Below are 16,783 nucleotides of genomic sequence, written 5' to 3' on the forward strand. Positions count from 1 at the left end.
CAGCGCGCAACTTTAACGTTTAGTAACTACAATCTTCTTTTACCTAACCATTCCACCATGCTAAAGTTAACAAAACATTAACATAAGAATAATAATATTTTTGCCAATAACATGGAGTTAGAGAATGATTCAGCCTAACGAGTTAAGCAAAGCAACTTGTGCTCTCCCACCACCGAATGAAATGATCTTGAAATGGGCAGCGGAACGCCCCAACCAAGTTTATTTAAGACAAATTATTAACCGAAAATTTGTTGAATACACCTATGCTGAAGTGGCCGACAAAGCACTCAGGCTCGCCTCGGCGCTACAAGCGCTAGGGGCAAAACCCCAAGATAAAATTGCACTCATTTCCAAAAACTGCGCTGAATGGTTTGTGTGTGATCTCGCAATGATGCTCGGCGACTTTGTCAGTGTTCCCATTTTTCCAACAGCTGGCGCCGATACCATCGAATACTGCCTCACCCATAGCGAAACAAAAATAGTCATTGTGGGTAAACTCGATAACGGCCAAGCCACCCAACAAGTATTGAGCCATTTGCCAGATATCATCAGTATTGCGCTACCCTATGATTCTGCTCCCACTTGCGATCACCTGTTTACAAAATTGATTGAGCACTATCCGCCAAGCACAGAACGCCCTGTACATCATGACAATAAGTTGATGTCTTTAGTGTATACATCGGGTACGTCGGGCTTGCCGAAAGGGGCTATGCTGACCTACGGTGCATTTAGCTGGTCAGCTCAGCAGCTTATAAACCACATTGGCATTCAAGAAAACGACCGTTTATTTTCCTACCTCCCTTTGGCTCATATTACTGAACGTGTTTATATTTTTGGCTCTTCCATCATGGGTGGGGTACAAACGGCTTTCCCTGAATCATTAGACACCTTTATTGAAGATGTCAAAATGCAGCGCCCGACACTCTTTATCTCAGTACCAAGGTTATGGACTCTATTTCAGCAACGCATTCAAGACAAATTACCGCAGAAAAAGCTCAATTTTCTGCTAAAGATCCCTTTTGTAAGCACGCTGATTAAGAAGAAACTTGCTGATGGCTTAGGGCTTGATCAAGCACGTGTGCTTGGTTGTGGCTCGGCTCCCGTATCACCGGCGTTATTAGAGTGGTATCACCAAATTGGGCTGAACATTACCGAAGCTTGGGGCATGACAGAATCTTTTGCTTATAGCACCCTGAACTACCCGTTTAGAGCCGACAAATTGGGGTCGGTTGGACGAGCAGGCCCAGGAATCGAACTTAAAATCGCTAATAATGATCATGAGATTATGGTGCGTGGCCAAGGACTATTTTCTGGCTATTATAAAAATGACATTGCAACTCAAGAGTCATTTGATAAAGAAGGATGGCTACATACTGGCGATATCGGTTTTATTGATGCTGAAGGTTATCTCACCATTCAAGGGCGCAAAAAGGATACCTTTAAAACAGCCAAAGGCAAGTTTGTAGCTCCCGTACCTATCGAAAATAAACTGTTCGAATACACTCGAGTCGAGATGATGTGTCTGATTGGCTTAGGGCTTCCCGCCCCTATTTTGCTGGTTGTTCCACATAATTTCCCTCATTTTGATCGCGTTCGTTATGAGCGTACTACTCAAAAAGTCATTAAGCGGATGAATGAGGAATTGGAATCGCATGAGCAAATCAAAGGCGTGCTAATGATAAAGGAGCCATGGTCAATCGAAAATGGCGTGCTCACTCCTACCTTAAAAATCAAGCGGCATGTATTAGAACAGAAATATCATGAAATGGGGCACAATTGGCCAAAAGGACAACTGGTTGTTTGGGAAGAGTAATCCATTCTAATTGAGCAGGTTGGACTTAGCCTCTAACCTGCCAATACACCAAGTTTTCACACTAACAACCTCCTATATTGCCTAATATTTTGTCCTAATTTAACTCCTGTGCCTGCTATACTTAGCTTAAATAACGCTATTGAATAATTGGATCATGACACAAGATAATAACCCGCTGCATGGGGTCACTTTAGAAAAACTACTCACGGATCTCGTTGAATACTATGGCTGGGAAGAGCTCAGCTACATGGTCAATATTAACTGCTTTAAAAAGGATCCTAGTATTAAATCAAGCTTGAAATTTTTACGTAAAACTGAATGGGCACGTATTAAGGTTGAAGAAATCTATATCAACCTTAAGGGCTAACTAAACGATATGAATTGAGTGGTATAAACTACCTTCACCCGGCAGTTTCCACTTTTATCGGTTCTGCTTTTATCGGTTTTTATGCCCTTTTCTATTTCGTTGTTACATAAAAAAGCCCCACCAGCTTTCACTGGTGGGGCTTTTTACGTTCAGCTTAGCTTTTAAGAATTACTTCTTATCTGCTTCTTTACGTGCTTTAACGTCAGCAATAACTTGCTCTGCAACGTTTGCAGGACATGCAGCGTAGTGTGAGAACTCCATAGAGAACTGACCACGACCAGATGTCATTGTACGTAGGTGACCGATATAACCAAACATTTCAGATAGAGGAACGTTCGCTTTAATACGTACACCTGTTACGCCAGCTTCTTGATCTTTAATCATGCCACGACGACGGTTAAGGTCACCGATAACATCACCAACGTGATCTTCTGGAGTAAACACGTCAACGTGCATAATTGGCTCTAGAAGTTGAGCGCCAGCTTTAGGCATAGATTGACGGAATGCACCTTTCGCTGCGATTTCAAATGCGATTGCAGACGAGTCAACTGCGTGGAAGCCACCGTCGAACAGTTCAACTTCAACGTCTAGTACAGGGAACCCAGCAAGAACACCTTGGTCCATCATAGACTTAAAGCCTTTCTCTACCGCAGGCCAGAATTCTTTAGGTACGTTACCACCAACAACTACTGATTTGAACGTGAAACCTGAATTTGGCTCACCTGGTTTGATACGGTAGTCGATCTTACCGAACTGACCAGAACCACCAGACTGTTTCTTATGCGTATAGCTGTCTTCAATTGCTTTAGTGATAGTTTCACGGTAAGCAACTTGAGGAGCACCAACGATAAGATCAATGCCGTGTGTACGCTTAAGGATATCAACTTTGATATCTAGGTGAAGTTCACCCATACCTTTTAGGATGGTTTCGCCAGTTTCTTCATCAGACTCAACTTGGAATGATGGATCTTCTGAAACCATTTTACCTAGCGCAATACCTAACTTCTCAGAACCGCCTTTGTCTTTAGGAGCAACAGCGATAGAGATTACAGGCGTTGGGAAAATCATTGGCTCAAGAGTACATTCGTGTTTAGGATCACATAGAGTGTGACCAGTTTTCACGTTTTTCATACCAACGATAGCGATGATATCACCCGCTTGAGCGGAATCAAGTTCGTTACGATCGTTCGCGTGCATCTCAACCATACGGCCAATACGCTCAGTCTTACCAGTAGCACTGTTAAGAATGGTGTCACCTTTCTTCAGTTTACCAGAATAAATACGGATAAACGTTAGGGCACCAAAACGGTCATCCATGATCTTGAACGCAAGTGCACGGAATGGTTCGTCAACAGAAACTGTTGCAACTTTACCAGTAGGCTCACCTGTTTCAGGATCAGTCAGATCTTGAGGTACAACTTCAGCTGGAGCTGGAAGATAATCAACAACGGCATCTAGTAGAAGTTGCATGCCTTTGTTTTTGAATGCTGAACCACAGAATGTAGGGAAGAACGCTAATTCACGAGTACCCTTACGGATACAAGCTTTTAGTTGCTCAATAGTTGGCTCTTCGCCTTCCATATAAGCCATCATTAGCTCGTCGTCTTGCTCTACTGCAGTTTCGATTAGCATTTCACGGTATTCTTCAACTTGCTCTACCATGTCTGCTGGAATTTCTTTGATTTCGTAGTTTTCTGGCTGACCTGAATCATCCCAAACGTAAGCTTGACGGTTTAATACGTCAACAACGCCAACGAATTCGTCTTCACGACCAATTGGAAGAGTCATAACAAGTGGGTTTGCGCCAAGAACTTTCTTCACTTGTCCTACAACGCGGAAGAAGTCTGCACCCATACGGTCTAGTTTGTTTACGAAGATCAGACGAGCTACTTCTGAATCGTTCGCGTAACGCCAGTTAGTTTCTGACTGAGGTTCAACACCGCCAGAACCACAGAATACACCAACACCGCCATCAAGAACTTTCAGAGAACGGTAAACTTCAACTGTGAAGTCAACGTGCCCAGGAGTATCGATAACGTTAAAACGGTGATCTTTCCAGAAACAAGTCGTCGCTGCTGATTGAATTGTGATACCGCGTTCAGCTTCTTGATCCATGAAATCCATGGTAGAAGCGCCATCGTGTACTTCACCTGTACGGTGGATTTTACCAGTAAGCTTAAGAATACGCTCAGTGGTAGTGGTTTTACCGGCATCAACGTGCGCGAAAATACCAATGTTTCTGTATTTTGATAAATCTGCCATTGTCTTACTCTGTTAATAAGGTATAAAGTGCGCGCAGAGTATATCACAATCTGTCAAGACTGATACCCTTGCATACGCTTGCTTGAAAAAAAATATAGTACGGTTACGAACTGTCGGTGAAATATAGGTCATAACCGTAAAAGAGGCGAGTTTAATTAAGATTTATAACTCATCAAATGCTTCAATTGCTTCAGATAATTTCTTCACACCGTGCAATTGCATGCCAGGTATTCCACCTTTAGGCATATTCGCCATCGGAATAATTGCTTTCTTAAAACCATGTTTAAATGCTTCATTTAATCGCTCTTGACCACTAGGTACTGGGCGAATTTCTCCGGCCAAACCGACTTCGCCAAACACCACAACATCTTTAGCAAGTGGTTTATCTCTGAAGCTTGAAAGCAGTGCCATGAGAAGTGCTAAGTCGGCGCTTGTTTCCGTCACTTTAACGCCACCAACCACATTAACAAACACATCTTGATCGGACATTTGTAAGCCACCGTGCTTGTGAAGCACTGCCAACAATAAAGATAAGCGATTTTGCTCAAGCCCAACGGCGACTCGCCTTGGGTTCGCTAATTGTGAATAGTCAACCAGTGCTTGGATCTCCACTAGCAGTGGACGCGTTCCTTCCCATACGACCATCACCGAACTGCCCGAAGTATCTTCTTCGCCTCGCGAAAGGAAAATGGCAGAAGGATTACTCACTTCACGCAAGCCCTGTCCCGTCATGGCAAAAACGCCGAGTTCATTGACCGCACCAAATCGGTTCTTGTGACTGCGCAATGTACGAAAACGACTATCAGTCCCTCCGTCGAGCAATACCGAGCAGTCAATAATATGCTCTAGCACTTTTGGACCAGCCAAAGAACCGTCTTTAGTAACGTGTCCGACTAAAAATACGGCAACGTTGTTTTGCTTAGCATAGCGTGTGAGCGTTGTCGCAGACTCGCGCACTTGTGCCACCGTACCGGGAGAGGATTGGACGTCGGCCACATGCATCACTTGAATTGAGTCTATGACCATGATGCGGGGCTGCTCTTTTTCAGCGATTTGGCAAATGCGATCTACATTGGTTTCCGACAGCATTTTAAGCTTATCTTTAGGTAAACCAAGACGAGAGGCTCGCATCGCGACTTGCTGAAGCGATTCTTCACCCGTGACATACAAAGCAGGCATTGACGCCGCGAGCTGACACATGGTTTGCAGTAATAAAGTCGATTTCCCAGCGCCAGGGTTACCACCGATTAAAATCGCCGCGCCGGGTACGACACCACCACCCAATACACGGTCCAACTCTTTAAAGCCGCTAGAAAACCGTGGGACTTCCTGCAGATTAATATCCGACAGCACTTGGACTTGTGATTCCGTTACTGCCCCAGCGTAACCACCTAGTCGCTCATTACGTGCAACCTGCGGCGATGCTGCCAAGCGTACTTCGGTGATAGTATTCCATGCACCACAAGCACTACATTGACCTTGCCAACGCGGAAAATCTGCGCCGCAATCATTACATACATAGGCGCGTTTTGCTTTTGCCATGCTTCCTCAACAATTCCTGTTTCTTGTTGGTAACCTATACTTTTCAAGCTTAAAGATTAAACTGTTAAGTAATCATGAAGTGATATAGGTTGATTTACGTTTAAATAAAGGTTGAACCTTCGCAACAGATAACTAAAGATTATGATAACGATGCCGATTAATCTTTAAGACGGACACTCTAACAGAAAAGTATGCAGCAATCTGAAATTCTATCAATCGCAGAGCGTTTGATCCCAGCTTACCGTTTACCTGATTTTGAATACCTTCTTTCACAAATGACAGAAGATGAATCACCGTCGGCAAAATTACTGGTCAAAATGGAGCTCAATCGCATCATGGCTCCTTGTGTTAAAAGCATTGACTTGCGAGGTCGGGTACAAGGGGAATGCCGAGAATATGAATTAGATGGCCGCAAACATTGGTTCGACGATGTGGCCTTTAACGCCTATCACAAAGGGGTCAAAAAATTTGGTGCGTATACGGAAGGTGTATGGGAAGCATTAAACAATACGCCAAACAACTTCCGCGTGATGCAACAACGTGGTGCCCAAAACCCACAAAAAGACGGTGGTGGCAGTACGTTTTTTGAGGCTGAGCCAATTAAGCTTGGTTATGATCTCAAGCGTCAAGAAAATCGCTTAAAAGTCACCTCACAAGTTGAAATTCACCTACCTAGTAAACAGTTGGTCAATGGCCTCAGTGTTGATCTATCCGTTTCGGGTGCAAAATTTAAAGTTCCCGCCGCTTTTAACTACAAGCTTGGTGAGGTGATCCAAGTCTATTTTTCCGAACTCAACAAAACGTCAGAAGTGGTTGGACTGCACCACGCCATTGAATATCGTATTTTAGGTATTGATGAGTCTTACGATAACGATGCCGTGAAATTTCTGCGTACACTAAAACTTTCCGACACTAACATCATCGAAAAAGTGATTACTGAATCGCTGCAAAATAACACTCAAAAAGCGCGCCACGATAACCAAGATAAACTCATCCGAGCTCGAACCCGTGGTTACGAGCACACCTATTTAAAACACACCTGTAACTTACCAGTGTTTTTTAGTGGCAGTGAATTGAAGTTGGTGCTGCTGACTGAAAATAACCAACCGATCTGGCAATACTGGCACGACGAGCGTAATCAACAAGCACTCGGTTCGTTATTCAATAAAGAGCGGATGGAACAGTTAACCAAGCCGGGGATGCGGGGTAGCAATAATGTGCTTTATGCTTTTAAGCATGAACATCAGGAAAAAACGCTCTTTTTTTCAATGATGATGCCCGAGGCCAACCGTGAACAAAGAAAAATGTTTTGGCATGTTGGCGCTCGTCGACAAAGTTGGAAAGCGTTTCGCTTATTTGTCTTTGAACTCTCGGATGAAGAGCGTCAAGAACTTGCGGTTCATGCCCATGAATTGTCAGATCGCTCAAGCCACTTAACGCACTGTGGCGTTTTACAAGAAATTGGCGATGAGGATTCGGCAAAAGATTACCTATTGACTGACAAACCCAATTTACCCAATAGCGAACTCAATAAATTTCGTCATCCAAGGCAGATCATTGGCCAACCTACAGGCATTTATTTTGATGCTCGCTCGCGTAGAAAAGAGCCTCGTTACCAATTCAAGACACCGCTGACTATCACTTCAGGATCTGGGGTAAATGCAACTGGCCACACGATTGATTTATCCAAACGTGGTTTAAGCATTATTGTGGATACACCATTGCCCGTGAAAGCAGGCGATAACGTCACCATCAATTACCACGAATTACAGCTTTACGACAAAAAGCTGCCACTGCATAGCCTTCCCTATAATGTTATTCGTATTGGGCCCGAAGGTCGGCGTTTACAATTGGTGATAGAAGAAAATATACATACCATCAAAACAATCGCTTTTTTCAATAGCATTATTGAAAACAATCAAGATAAGTTGTTACAGAAAGAAGAAGTACTACCAAGTCATAACTTGCTGGAAGGGTTGCACAACATCTTGCTTGATAAGATGATAAGTTCGCCGATTTTCGTTGATAAACACGGTGCAAATTTACGCCCTAAAGTGATTGGCGTGAATTATCCCTTGCCGCCTCATCTTGTGTTACTGGCTAAATTAGGCCAAGAAAATCGCATCACGTTAGAGCCAATATTCAAAGGTCACACCAATACTCTACTGGCTAAACCGATGCGGCGCATTGAAGGAGCGATACCGCAATATCACGACGTTTATATTGCGGCAATCAAATTTGGCACGCGTATTCAATCAATCCAATCGAAATTATTAAGTGATTTTGAAAACACTAAAGAGCGTATTGATTTCATTCAAAAAGCGCAGCACATGGGTGAAATTTACATCTTGAGGATTTGCAGTGCACCCGTCTTTGACCCAATCACTACGCTGCTGCGCAGTGATCTCAATGAGTTGGCACAAATTAGTCTTCATCACGCTCGTACGCTAGAAAAAGAGATCACCTCGATCATTGGTTATGGAGAGGTGATCGATATTACAGAAGAAGTATTGATTCGCTTAGAGCTGACCTTGTAAAAGCGACTGACTTTTGTAAAAGAGAGTATGGGTAAAAGAGAGAGTGGGCATCGCACACTCTCTTATCTCTTGCTGTTGAGCTTTACTTAAGGCTTCACTTTCCAACTCAGTTTTTGCTGCTTCACCAATGAGGCAGAGAGAATACAGAGCACGCCACCAAGGCCTGCAAAACGGACCGCCGCTTGTGCTTTTTCTTCAACTTTAGGTTTAGCATGATAAGCAACGCCTAACCCCGCGGCAGCCATCATAACTAAATCATTCGCCCCATCGCCAACCGCGACAGTATTGTGCAATTCAATCTCATAACGTTGTGCTAACTCAACCAAAATATCGGCTTTAGTTTGTGCCGAAACGACATCACCTAGCACTTGACCAGTAAGCTTGCCATCAACAATTTCCAACGTATTGGATTGCGCATGATCAAGTTGCAGTTCGCTTTTTAAATAATCTGAAAAATAGGTAAAGCCACCGGATGCAATCGCCGTTTTCCACTCCAATGCATGCAGTGTCGCCACCAGTTCACGTAAATCGGACATCATGGGTAATGTAGAGCGAACCGCTTCAAGAATCGACTCATCGGCACCAGCAAGCTTTCCAACCCGCTGACGCAAGCTTTGCTCAAAATCCAATTCACCTTGCATCGCTCGCTCAGTGACTTCGGCCACCTCCTCTCCGACACCCGCTAACTTAGCTATCTCATCAATACATTCAATTTGAATCGCCGTGGAGTCCATATCCATCACAATCAAACCCGGTTTAGAAAGGTCTGGTACTTCACACAAACGGGCATAATCAATTTCGAGCCCTTGTAAAATTTTCTCGTGCTCTGTTGTCAGCTCACCTGACATCAACGCCACTTCATAATGCCCCACTTTCCACATATCGAGGACAGCGTTGTAGTAACCGGTAAAAAAGTCAATATCATCAAAATGTTGAGTGGAGAGATAAGGTGCAAAAACAATCCAACTTGCTTTTGCTTTATCAAATTGTGAAGAGAAACGAGTTTCAGGCAAGCGGTTGAGCAGCGTTGTGTGCCTTTTGATCGGCAATGTTTTGAGGGCATCCATGTTTATCATTCCTTAATCAATCCTTTTCCTTCAGCCTGCTTAAACGCACCACAAGCAAAAAGGGATCAACTCGATTCAATGCTCGAGTATCAATAAATGGGTGTATGCCCCTGACGTTACCCTATTGCAATTTAAAAACGCAAGTCTCAATATGAGTAAAGTTTTTATTTATCCAATCAGGTGGGTTATGGACGGCTCTTTATTTTCATTTCGCGTCGCAATTCGTGTGCTTACCGTCATTTTATTAGCAGGCATGTTCTTCTTTACCGTAAAAAACAGCGTTGTGATCAGTAAAGGTAACGAACGAATTCAGGCCAACCAACTAGAAACATTAACTAAGGTTTTGATTTCACAGGCATCATTATCTGCGGGCAGCATGATATCAGAGCAAGATCAAGAGCGCCTGCTAGCCCTCACCAACCAGTTAGCTCAAGACAAACTGGTGTTTGATGCCACCATTTATGATTCCGAAGGGGTCAAATTAGCCGCCAGCGATAACGCGTTAAGCGTACGCGAAGTATTAGGATTGGATACACCACTGCGCACGGCCAGCATTGGCCGTCAGCAACTGGTTGAGCCTGTCTATCATGAAAGCAGTATCATTGGTTTTATCCGCATTACTTTTGAAACTGGCCGCGTCACCGCAATTTCAGATCACCACTATCGTAAAAGTGATCGCTACATGTATCTCATGCTGCTAACCAGCTTTGTCAGCGGTGTATTGCTCACACTGCTACTGCTGCGCCGAAAGCCAAAGAGTGGTGGAGAGAACCTGCTGCTACAGAATGTGGATGATATGACCTAGCAGGCTTTGTAAATAAAAAAACCTCAGTTGCGACACTGAGGTTTTTTTATAAAAGAAGATTATTGAGCGTCGCCAATCAATACTGAATCTAACGCAATTTCAATCATTTCATTGAAAGTGTTTTGACGCTCTTCTGACGTCGTTTGTTCGCCAGTTTTGATGTGATCAGAGACAGTGCAAATCGTCAGTGCTTTTGCGCCATATTCCGCCGCTACGCCGTAGATTCCTGCCGCTTCCATTTCTACACCAACAATGCCGTATTTATCCATCACATCGAACATCTCTGGATCTGGCGTGTAGAAAAGCTCTGCGGAGAACAAGTTACCCACTTTCACGTTAATACCACGCGCCGTAGCCGCTTCTTCTGCGGCTTTAACCATTTTGTAATCGGCAATCGCAGCAAAGTCGTGGTCTTTAAAACGGATACGGTTAACTTTGGAATCAGTACAAGCACCCATGCCAATCACAACATCACGCACTTTGATATCGTTGCTGACCGCACCACAACTTCCAACACGGATCACTTTTTTCACGCCAAAATCTTTGATAAGTTCCGTAACATAAATTGAGCATGAAGGAATCCCCATGCCGTGGCCCATTACCGAAATTTTGCGACCTTTGTACGTGCCTGTATAACCAAACATGTTACGCACATCACACACTTGTACCACATCATCCAGGAAAGTTTCTGCGATGTATTTGGCACGAAGCGGGTCACCCGGCATTAAAACGACGTCTGCAAATGCGCCCATTTCAGCATTAATATGTGGAGTTGCCATTAAAAGTATCCTTTATCTAAATTGACCAAAGAATAGAGAGTGATCTCTCTATTCATCCTCAAAAAGTGAATCGCTACGCTTACTGTAAGAAATTGGTGCCGTAATCCATCGCAGACGTACCGAAATAGTGCGCCAGTGACTGGCCAATATCAGCAAACGTCTCGCGACGGCCCAACGAACCGGGTGCCACTTTGTGACCATAAACTAGCACTGGAATGTGCTCACGCGTATGATCCGTGCCCGGCCAAGTTGGATCGCAACCATGATCCGCCGTAAGAATAAGCACATCGTCCTCTTCCATTAACTCAAGCACTTGTGGCAGACGCTTGTCAAAGTACTCCAGTGCCGCAGCGTAGCCCGCTACATCACGGCGATGACCATAAGCGGAATCAAAATCAACGAAGTTAGTGAAGACGATAGTGTTATCTTTCGCTTGTTTGATTTGTTCTAGTGTTGCATCAAATAAAGCCGGGATGCCTGTCGCTTTGACTTTATGAGTGATGCCGCAGTAGGCGTAAATATCAGCAATTTTACCAATAGAAACCACGTTACCTTGCTTCTCATCAACCAATTTTTGCAGCACGGTCGCCGCTGGCGGCTCAACGGATAAATCACGACGGTTGCCAGTGCGAGCAAATTCTCCCGCTTTCGGGCCAATGAACGGGCGCGCAATCACGCGGCCAATGTTGTAATCCGCCAATTCTTCACGTGCGATCTGGCAAAGTTCTAACAAACGATCAAGACCGAACGTCTCTTCGTGACAAGCAATTTGGAACACTGAGTCAGCTGAGGTATAGAAAATCGGTTTACCCGTTTTCATGTGCTCTTCACCCAAATCATCTAAAACCTGAGTGCCTGATGCATGGCAGTTACCAAGAAAACCATCCAAACCTGCGCGTTCAATAATGCGATCTGTCAGCTCTTTCGGGAAACTATTTTGCTTATCGCTGAAATAACCCCATTCAAACAGCACAGGAACACCAGCAATTTCCCAGTGACCCGAAGGAGTATCTTTACCTGATGAAAGCTCAGCTGCGTGGCCGTACGCACCGATAATATCAGCGTTGGCATCAAGCCCCGGAGCAAAACGCCCCGTTGACTCTTTATGCGCCATGGCAAGCCCCAGTTTCGATAAGTTTGGCAGCGTCAATGGGCCCTGGCGATCCGCGTTATTCGCTTCGCCTTTAGCACATTGGTCTGCGATGTGGCCCAAAGTGTCAGCGCCAACATCACCAAATTGTGGTGCATCAGCGGTTTCGCCGATACCAAATGAATCTAATACTAAAATAAATGCTCTTTTCATTGCTCTCTCCAACCGATATTTTTATACGTCTTCTGCGCGAATTTGGCCGTAGACATCGGGTGTTGGTGTGTATTCTCCGCCAATTTGAATGGCGCTTTGTAATGCTTTGGCCGCTTGTTGCCATTGCGCTTCATTACGCGCATGGATCACCGCCAACGGCTTGCTGCTATCGGCAACTTCACCTAGGCGAATAAATTGGTCAAACCCAACCGCGTAATCAATAGTGTCAGTTGCGACGCGGCGTCCACCGCCCATCTCCACCACGGCCATGCCAATCGCGCGAGTATCCATTGCCGATACAACGCCACTTTCTAGAGCGTAAACGGGCTTAACCAGCTCGGTTTTTTCAAGATAGTGATCGTAATTTTCAACAAAATCAGCGGGGCCGCCTAACCCTTTGACCATTTTGCCAAAGCATTCAGCCGCTTTTCCGTTATTAAGAACGGACATCAGTTTCGCACGAGCATCATTGCTGTCTTTTGCTAAATTGCCTAACAACAACATCTCAACGCAAGAGGCCAAGGTAATTTCCAGTAAGCGAGGGTTGCGATATTCACCAGTTAAAAAGCGTACCGCTTCACGCACTTCAAGGGCATTACCTGCCGAAGAGGCCAGCACTTGGTTCATATCCGTCAAAATAGCCGTGGTTTTCGTACCTGCGCCGTTAGCCACTGCGACGATAGATTTAGCCAACTCTTCAGAAGCTTCGTAAGTCGGCATAAATGCGCCAGAACCGACTTTGACATCCATCACCAAGGAATCTAACCCAGCGGCTAATTTTTTAGAAAGAATCGAGGCGGTGATGAGTGAAATATTGTCGACCGTTGCGGTAATGTCACGTGTGGCGTATACGCGTTTATCCGCTGGCGCGAGATCACCCGTTTGGCCGATGATAGCAACGCCCGCTTCTTTGGTTACTTGACCAAATACGTCATTACTTGGCGTGATGTTATAACCGGGAATCGACTCCAATTTATCCAGCGTGCCGCCCGTATGACCAAGGCCACGCCCTGAAATCATAGGAACAAAACCACCGCAGGCTGCGACCATGGGGCCAAGCATCAGCGAAGTGACATCGCCTACGCCGCCAGTTGAGTGTTTATCAACGATAGGGCCACCGAAGTTCATCGCATCCCAGTTGATCACCATCCCAGAATCACGCATAGCGCACGTCAGTGCAATGCGCTCTGGCATAGTCATTTCATTGAAGAAAATCGTCATGGCAAAGGCCGCAATTTGGCCTTCGGAGACGGTATTATTCGCCACACCTTGAATAAAAAAGTTAATTTCTTCGGTGGTGAGGATCTCGCCGTCACGCTTTTTGCGAATGATTTCTTGAGGTAAAAAAGTTTGAGTTGAATACATTAGTTGCCTCCCAAGCATGATGCTTTGGTCAGTAAGGTAAAGAGGTAATCGGGAGCTGATGGCTCAGCTCCACGAGTCAGACTTATTATTATCAGTCCTACTTCAGCGCATAATTAATACGCAGCTGGATCGGCTTTTTGGTCTGTTACTTCTAATGTATTCAAAAGATTGGTTAGCAGGCTTGAAGCCCCAAAACGGTAGTGCATGCTGTCGGCCCAATCTGCGCCAAGTAGCTCATCAGCCATCGCGAGATACAATGCAGCATCTTGCGCTGTGCGTACACCGCCCGCAGGTTTAAAGCCTACAGTTTTGGCAACGCCCATATCGCGAATCACTTCTAGCATCATGCGTGCGTATTCTGGTGTTGCATTCACAGGGACTTTACCCGTTGAGGTTTTGATGAAATCAGCGCCCGCTTCAATACAGATTTGAGACGCTTTTTTGATTAATGCTTCTTCTTTTAGCTCACCAGTTTCGATGATAACTTTAAGCAGAATGTCACCACACGCGGCTTTACATTGCTTAACAAGAGCAAAACCGACTTGCTCATTACCGGCGATTAATGCGCGGTAAGGGAACACAACGTCGACTTCATCAGCACCGTACGCAACAGCGGCTTTAGTTTCCGCTACGGCAATCTCAATATCATCATTACCGTGTGGGAAGTTGGTAACGGTTGCGATACGAATCTCTGGCGTGCCTTGCTCGCGAAGTGTCTTCTTCGCAATAGGAATAAAGCGAGGGTAAATACAAATTGCAGCGGTATTACCTACAGCCGTTTTGGCATCATGACAAAGGGCAATCACTTTCGCATCCGTGTCATCATCGTTTAGCGTAGTCAAATCCATCAATTTCAGTGCACGTAGTGCGGCTGCTTTTAAATCGCTCATTTCTATCTCCGATCAATATATTCAAATAGTTCACTAGTAAACCACACTCAGTGTTGAGAGCGAGATGGCTTGCTAGCCACAAATGAACGGACTTGGTTCCTTGAAGACTCGAAATGCACTTGCATTTCAATTGCTATCCCTGTCACCGCACAGTACCAATTTGGCCTATGGCACAACCATGATATGCCGCTTATTTGCACTCATCGCCGTGTCTAACGTATATCCGTGTGTAACTTATACCCGTATCTAATTTATATCAAAGCAACACGACATGATAAAACGGGCTGCCTTTGCGTCAAATCATACTCCATGTATTGATTGGCGCTAGCTGATATCTTCACTCTTCTATTGAAAATGAATCTCACTGATACAGTATAGATTTTCACTACAAAACTGTAGCGTCATTCATAGAGCAAACGGTTTGTATCTCAAAAAAGATCAGCGTCAACGATAATCTCGTTTACCGATAAACTCTGATCTATCCATTAAAAGCTAACTTATAAAAGAGAGCTTGAGGTGATAAACACTGACCACCCGACTAAAGAGTGAATCAAAGTATTCCTTTCGCCAAAACAAAAAAGCCCCGCAGCAATCTCTTGCTACGGGGCGATGTTAAACGGCGTCTATATCTCTTTCTCTTATTTAATTAGAAAGAAAGGAAGAAGCCAGCAATGGTTGCTGCCATTAAGTTAGACAGTGTACCAGCACAAACGGCTTTTACACCCATCTTCGCGATATCGTGACGACGGTTAGGAGCAAGACCACCTAAACCACCGAGTAGAATCGCAACAGAAGAAAGGTTGGCGAAGCCACACAGTGCAAATGAGATGATAGCTTGAGTTTTCTCAGACATCACCGCACCAGTAGCAGCAACAATCTGTGCGTTCTCACCCACGTAAGGTACGAAGTTTAGATAAGCAACAAATTCGTTTACAACCAGTTTTTGACCGATGAAAGAGCCCGCTAGCGTTGCTTCTTCCCATGGCACACCAATTAGGAATGCTAATGGAGAGAAAAGCCAACCAAGCAGTAGTTCTAGAGTCAGTTCAGGCATACCGAACCAACCACCCACACCACCAAGCATACCGTTAACTAACGCGATTAGACCAACGAAGGCAAGTAGCATTGCACCTACGTTTAGCGCAAGTTGCAGACCAACAGAAGCACCACCTGCAGCAGCATCGATTACGTTGGCAGGTTTATCATTGCCATCCATATCGCTACCCAGTTCTTCATCTGGAGTATCGGTTTCTGGTTTGATGATTTTTGCAAACAGTAGACCACCCGGTGCTGCCATGAAAGAGGCCGCAACAAGGTACTCTAGCGGCACACCCATCGATGCGTAACCAGCAAGTACACCACCCGCAACTGAAGCCAAACCACCACACATTACTGCAAACAGCTCAGATTGAGTCATTTTAGGTACAAACGGACGAACCACGAGTGGCGCTTCTGTTTGACCTACGAAAATGTTGGCTGCAGCAGACATCGATTCCGCACGAGAGGTACCGAGTGCTTTTTGTAAACCACCACCTAGAATCTTAATTACCCATTGCATAACGCCAATGTAGTAAAGCACAGAGATAAGTGCCGAGAAGAAGATTAGAGTAGGTAGAACTTGGAAAGCAAAGATGAAGCCAATACCGTCAACTGAAAAGTTAACTAGGCTGCCGAATAGAAAACCAGTACCGTCTTTACCGAAGTCGATGACGTTTTGAACACCCGCAGAGAAACCTGCAAGGAGATCACGACCCCATGGTACGTAAAGAACGAAACCACCGATAATAAATTGGATAGCAAAAGCGCCACCCACTGTTCTTAGATTGATAGCTTTGCGGTTATCAGACAGTAGAACTGCAAGTCCTAGCAGAACTGCCATACCGACTAGGCTCATAAACAGGCTCATAGTTTATGATTTCCTTATTAGGTTATTGTTGGCGTGTTATAAAATGGAGCTCATGAAGCGGGGTGATTATACTCATCACCACCAAGATAAAGTAATGCCAGCCTCACACTTTCTTATAAGATTCACTGCCCATTCACTCATTTATGT

Annotated in this window: 12 protein-coding genes; 4 read left to right on the top strand and 8 right to left on the bottom strand. The window is 44.8% G+C overall.

All coding sequences use genetic code 11. The features are described 5' to 3' along the window. Positions 1-124: 124 nt before the first annotated feature. Both AACV12_RS05235 and AACV12_RS05240 read left to right on the top strand, forming a co-directional pair. Positions 125-1,813, top strand: coding sequence for an AMP-binding protein (locus tag AACV12_RS05235; protein ID WP_013856134.1), 1,689 nt, complete (start codon positions 125-127; stop codon positions 1,811-1,813). A 154-nt stretch (positions 1,814-1,967) separates the two neighbouring features. Next, entirely contained in the window at positions 1,968-2,180 is a 213-nt protein-coding gene (locus AACV12_RS05240; RefSeq protein WP_013856133.1) for a VF530 family protein, read from the top strand. A 168-nt stretch (positions 2,181-2,348) separates the two neighbouring features. Here the strand turns inward: AACV12_RS05240 and fusA are convergent, their stop codons facing one another. Continuing rightward, positions 2,349-4,442, bottom strand: coding sequence for an elongation factor G (fusA, locus tag AACV12_RS05245; protein WP_017043055.1), 2,094 nt, complete (start codon positions 4,440-4,442; stop codon positions 2,349-2,351). Positions 4,443-4,604: 162 nt separating this feature from the next. Continuing rightward, a complete protein-coding gene (radA, locus tag AACV12_RS05250) occupies positions 4,605-5,984 on the bottom strand; it encodes a DNA repair protein RadA (RefSeq protein ID WP_013856131.1) in 1,380 nt (459 codons plus the stop codon). A gap of 191 nt (positions 5,985-6,175) precedes the next feature. On the opposite strand from radA, the gene AACV12_RS05255 reads away from it, so the two are divergent. Then, entirely contained in the window at positions 6,176-8,521 is a 2,346-nt protein-coding gene (locus AACV12_RS05255; protein ID WP_170900010.1) for a PilZ domain-containing protein, read from the top strand. An 86-nt stretch (positions 8,522-8,607) separates the two neighbouring features. Here the strand turns inward: AACV12_RS05255 and serB are convergent, their stop codons facing one another. Further along, on the bottom strand, positions 8,608-9,588 hold the full coding sequence (gene serB / locus AACV12_RS05260) for a phosphoserine phosphatase (protein ID WP_170900011.1): 981 nt from the start codon (positions 9,586-9,588) through the stop codon (positions 8,608-8,610). A 187-nt stretch (positions 9,589-9,775) separates the two neighbouring features. On the opposite strand from serB, the gene AACV12_RS05265 reads away from it, so the two are divergent. Further along, positions 9,776-10,393 carry a YtjB family periplasmic protein gene (locus tag AACV12_RS05265; RefSeq protein ID WP_026027378.1) on the top strand — a complete coding sequence of 206 codons (618 nt, stop codon included), beginning with the start codon at positions 9,776-9,778 and terminating at the stop codon, positions 10,391-10,393. Between the two features lie 59 nt (positions 10,394-10,452). Here AACV12_RS05265 and deoD read toward each other — a convergent pair whose 3' ends face one another. The 5 genes from deoD to AACV12_RS05290 all read right to left on the bottom strand — a co-directional run bounded on the left by deoD (position 10,453) and on the right by AACV12_RS05290 (position 16,636). After that, positions 10,453-11,172, bottom strand: coding sequence for a purine-nucleoside phosphorylase (deoD, locus tag AACV12_RS05270; protein ID WP_088732819.1), 720 nt, complete (start codon positions 11,170-11,172; stop codon positions 10,453-10,455). Positions 11,173-11,251: 79 nt separating this feature from the next. Continuing rightward, positions 11,252-12,475, bottom strand: coding sequence for a phosphopentomutase (locus tag AACV12_RS05275; RefSeq protein WP_047691612.1), 1,224 nt, complete (start codon positions 12,473-12,475; stop codon positions 11,252-11,254). 21 nt (positions 12,476-12,496) lie between these two features. Next, positions 12,497-13,858 (bottom strand): thymidine phosphorylase, encoded by a 1,362-nt coding sequence (deoA, locus tag AACV12_RS05280; protein WP_017046546.1) that lies wholly within the window; start codon positions 13,856-13,858, stop codon positions 12,497-12,499. Positions 13,859-13,953: 95 nt separating this feature from the next. After that, positions 13,954-14,730 (bottom strand): deoxyribose-phosphate aldolase, encoded by a 777-nt coding sequence (gene deoC / locus AACV12_RS05285; protein WP_170900012.1) that lies wholly within the window; start codon positions 14,728-14,730, stop codon positions 13,954-13,956. Positions 14,731-15,376: 646 nt separating this feature from the next. Then, positions 15,377-16,636 carry a NupC/NupG family nucleoside CNT transporter gene (locus tag AACV12_RS05290; RefSeq protein ID WP_013856123.1) on the bottom strand — a complete coding sequence of 420 codons (1,260 nt, stop codon included), beginning with the start codon at positions 16,634-16,636 and terminating at the stop codon, positions 15,377-15,379. Positions 16,637-16,783: the final 147 nt, after the last annotated feature.

Source organism: Vibrio sp. 2-2(8), from assembly GCF_963888495.1.
GTDB lineage: Bacteria > Pseudomonadota > Gammaproteobacteria > Enterobacterales > Vibrionaceae > Vibrio > Vibrio anguillarum.

What these genes read in the sequence shown, in the direction of transcription:
- AACV12_RS05290 (WP_013856123.1), bottom strand. Translation starts at nt 16,636, where the DNA reads ATGAGCCTGTTTATGAGCCTAGTCGGTATGGCAGTTCTGCTAGGACTT.
- AACV12_RS05275 (WP_047691612.1), bottom strand. Translation starts at nt 12,475, where the DNA reads ATGAAAAGAGCATTTATTTTAGTATTAGATTCATTTGGTATCGGCGAA.
- serB (WP_170900011.1), bottom strand. Translation starts at nt 9,588, where the DNA reads ATGGATGCCCTCAAAACATTGCCGATCAAAAGGCACACAACGCTGCTC.
- AACV12_RS05255 (WP_170900010.1), top strand. Translation starts at nt 6,176, where the DNA reads ATGCAGCAATCTGAAATTCTATCAATCGCAGAGCGTTTGATCCCAGCT.
- fusA (WP_017043055.1), bottom strand. Translation starts at nt 4,442, where the DNA reads ATGGCAGATTTATCAAAATACAGAAACATTGGTATTTTCGCGCACGTT.
- AACV12_RS05235 (WP_013856134.1), top strand. Translation starts at nt 125, where the DNA reads ATGATTCAGCCTAACGAGTTAAGCAAAGCAACTTGTGCTCTCCCACCA.
- deoA (WP_017046546.1), bottom strand. Translation starts at nt 13,858, where the DNA reads ATGCTTGGGAGGCAACTAATGTATTCAACTCAAACTTTTTTACCTCAA.
- AACV12_RS05240 (WP_013856133.1), top strand. Translation starts at nt 1,968, where the DNA reads ATGACACAAGATAATAACCCGCTGCATGGGGTCACTTTAGAAAAACTA.
- AACV12_RS05265 (WP_026027378.1), top strand. Translation starts at nt 9,776, where the DNA reads ATGGACGGCTCTTTATTTTCATTTCGCGTCGCAATTCGTGTGCTTACC.
- deoD (WP_088732819.1), bottom strand. Translation starts at nt 11,172, where the DNA reads ATGGCAACTCCACATATTAATGCTGAAATGGGCGCATTTGCAGACGTC.
- radA (WP_013856131.1), bottom strand. Translation starts at nt 5,984, where the DNA reads ATGGCAAAAGCAAAACGCGCCTATGTATGTAATGATTGCGGCGCAGAT.
- deoC (WP_170900012.1), bottom strand. Translation starts at nt 14,730, where the DNA reads ATGAGCGATTTAAAAGCAGCCGCACTACGTGCACTGAAATTGATGGAT.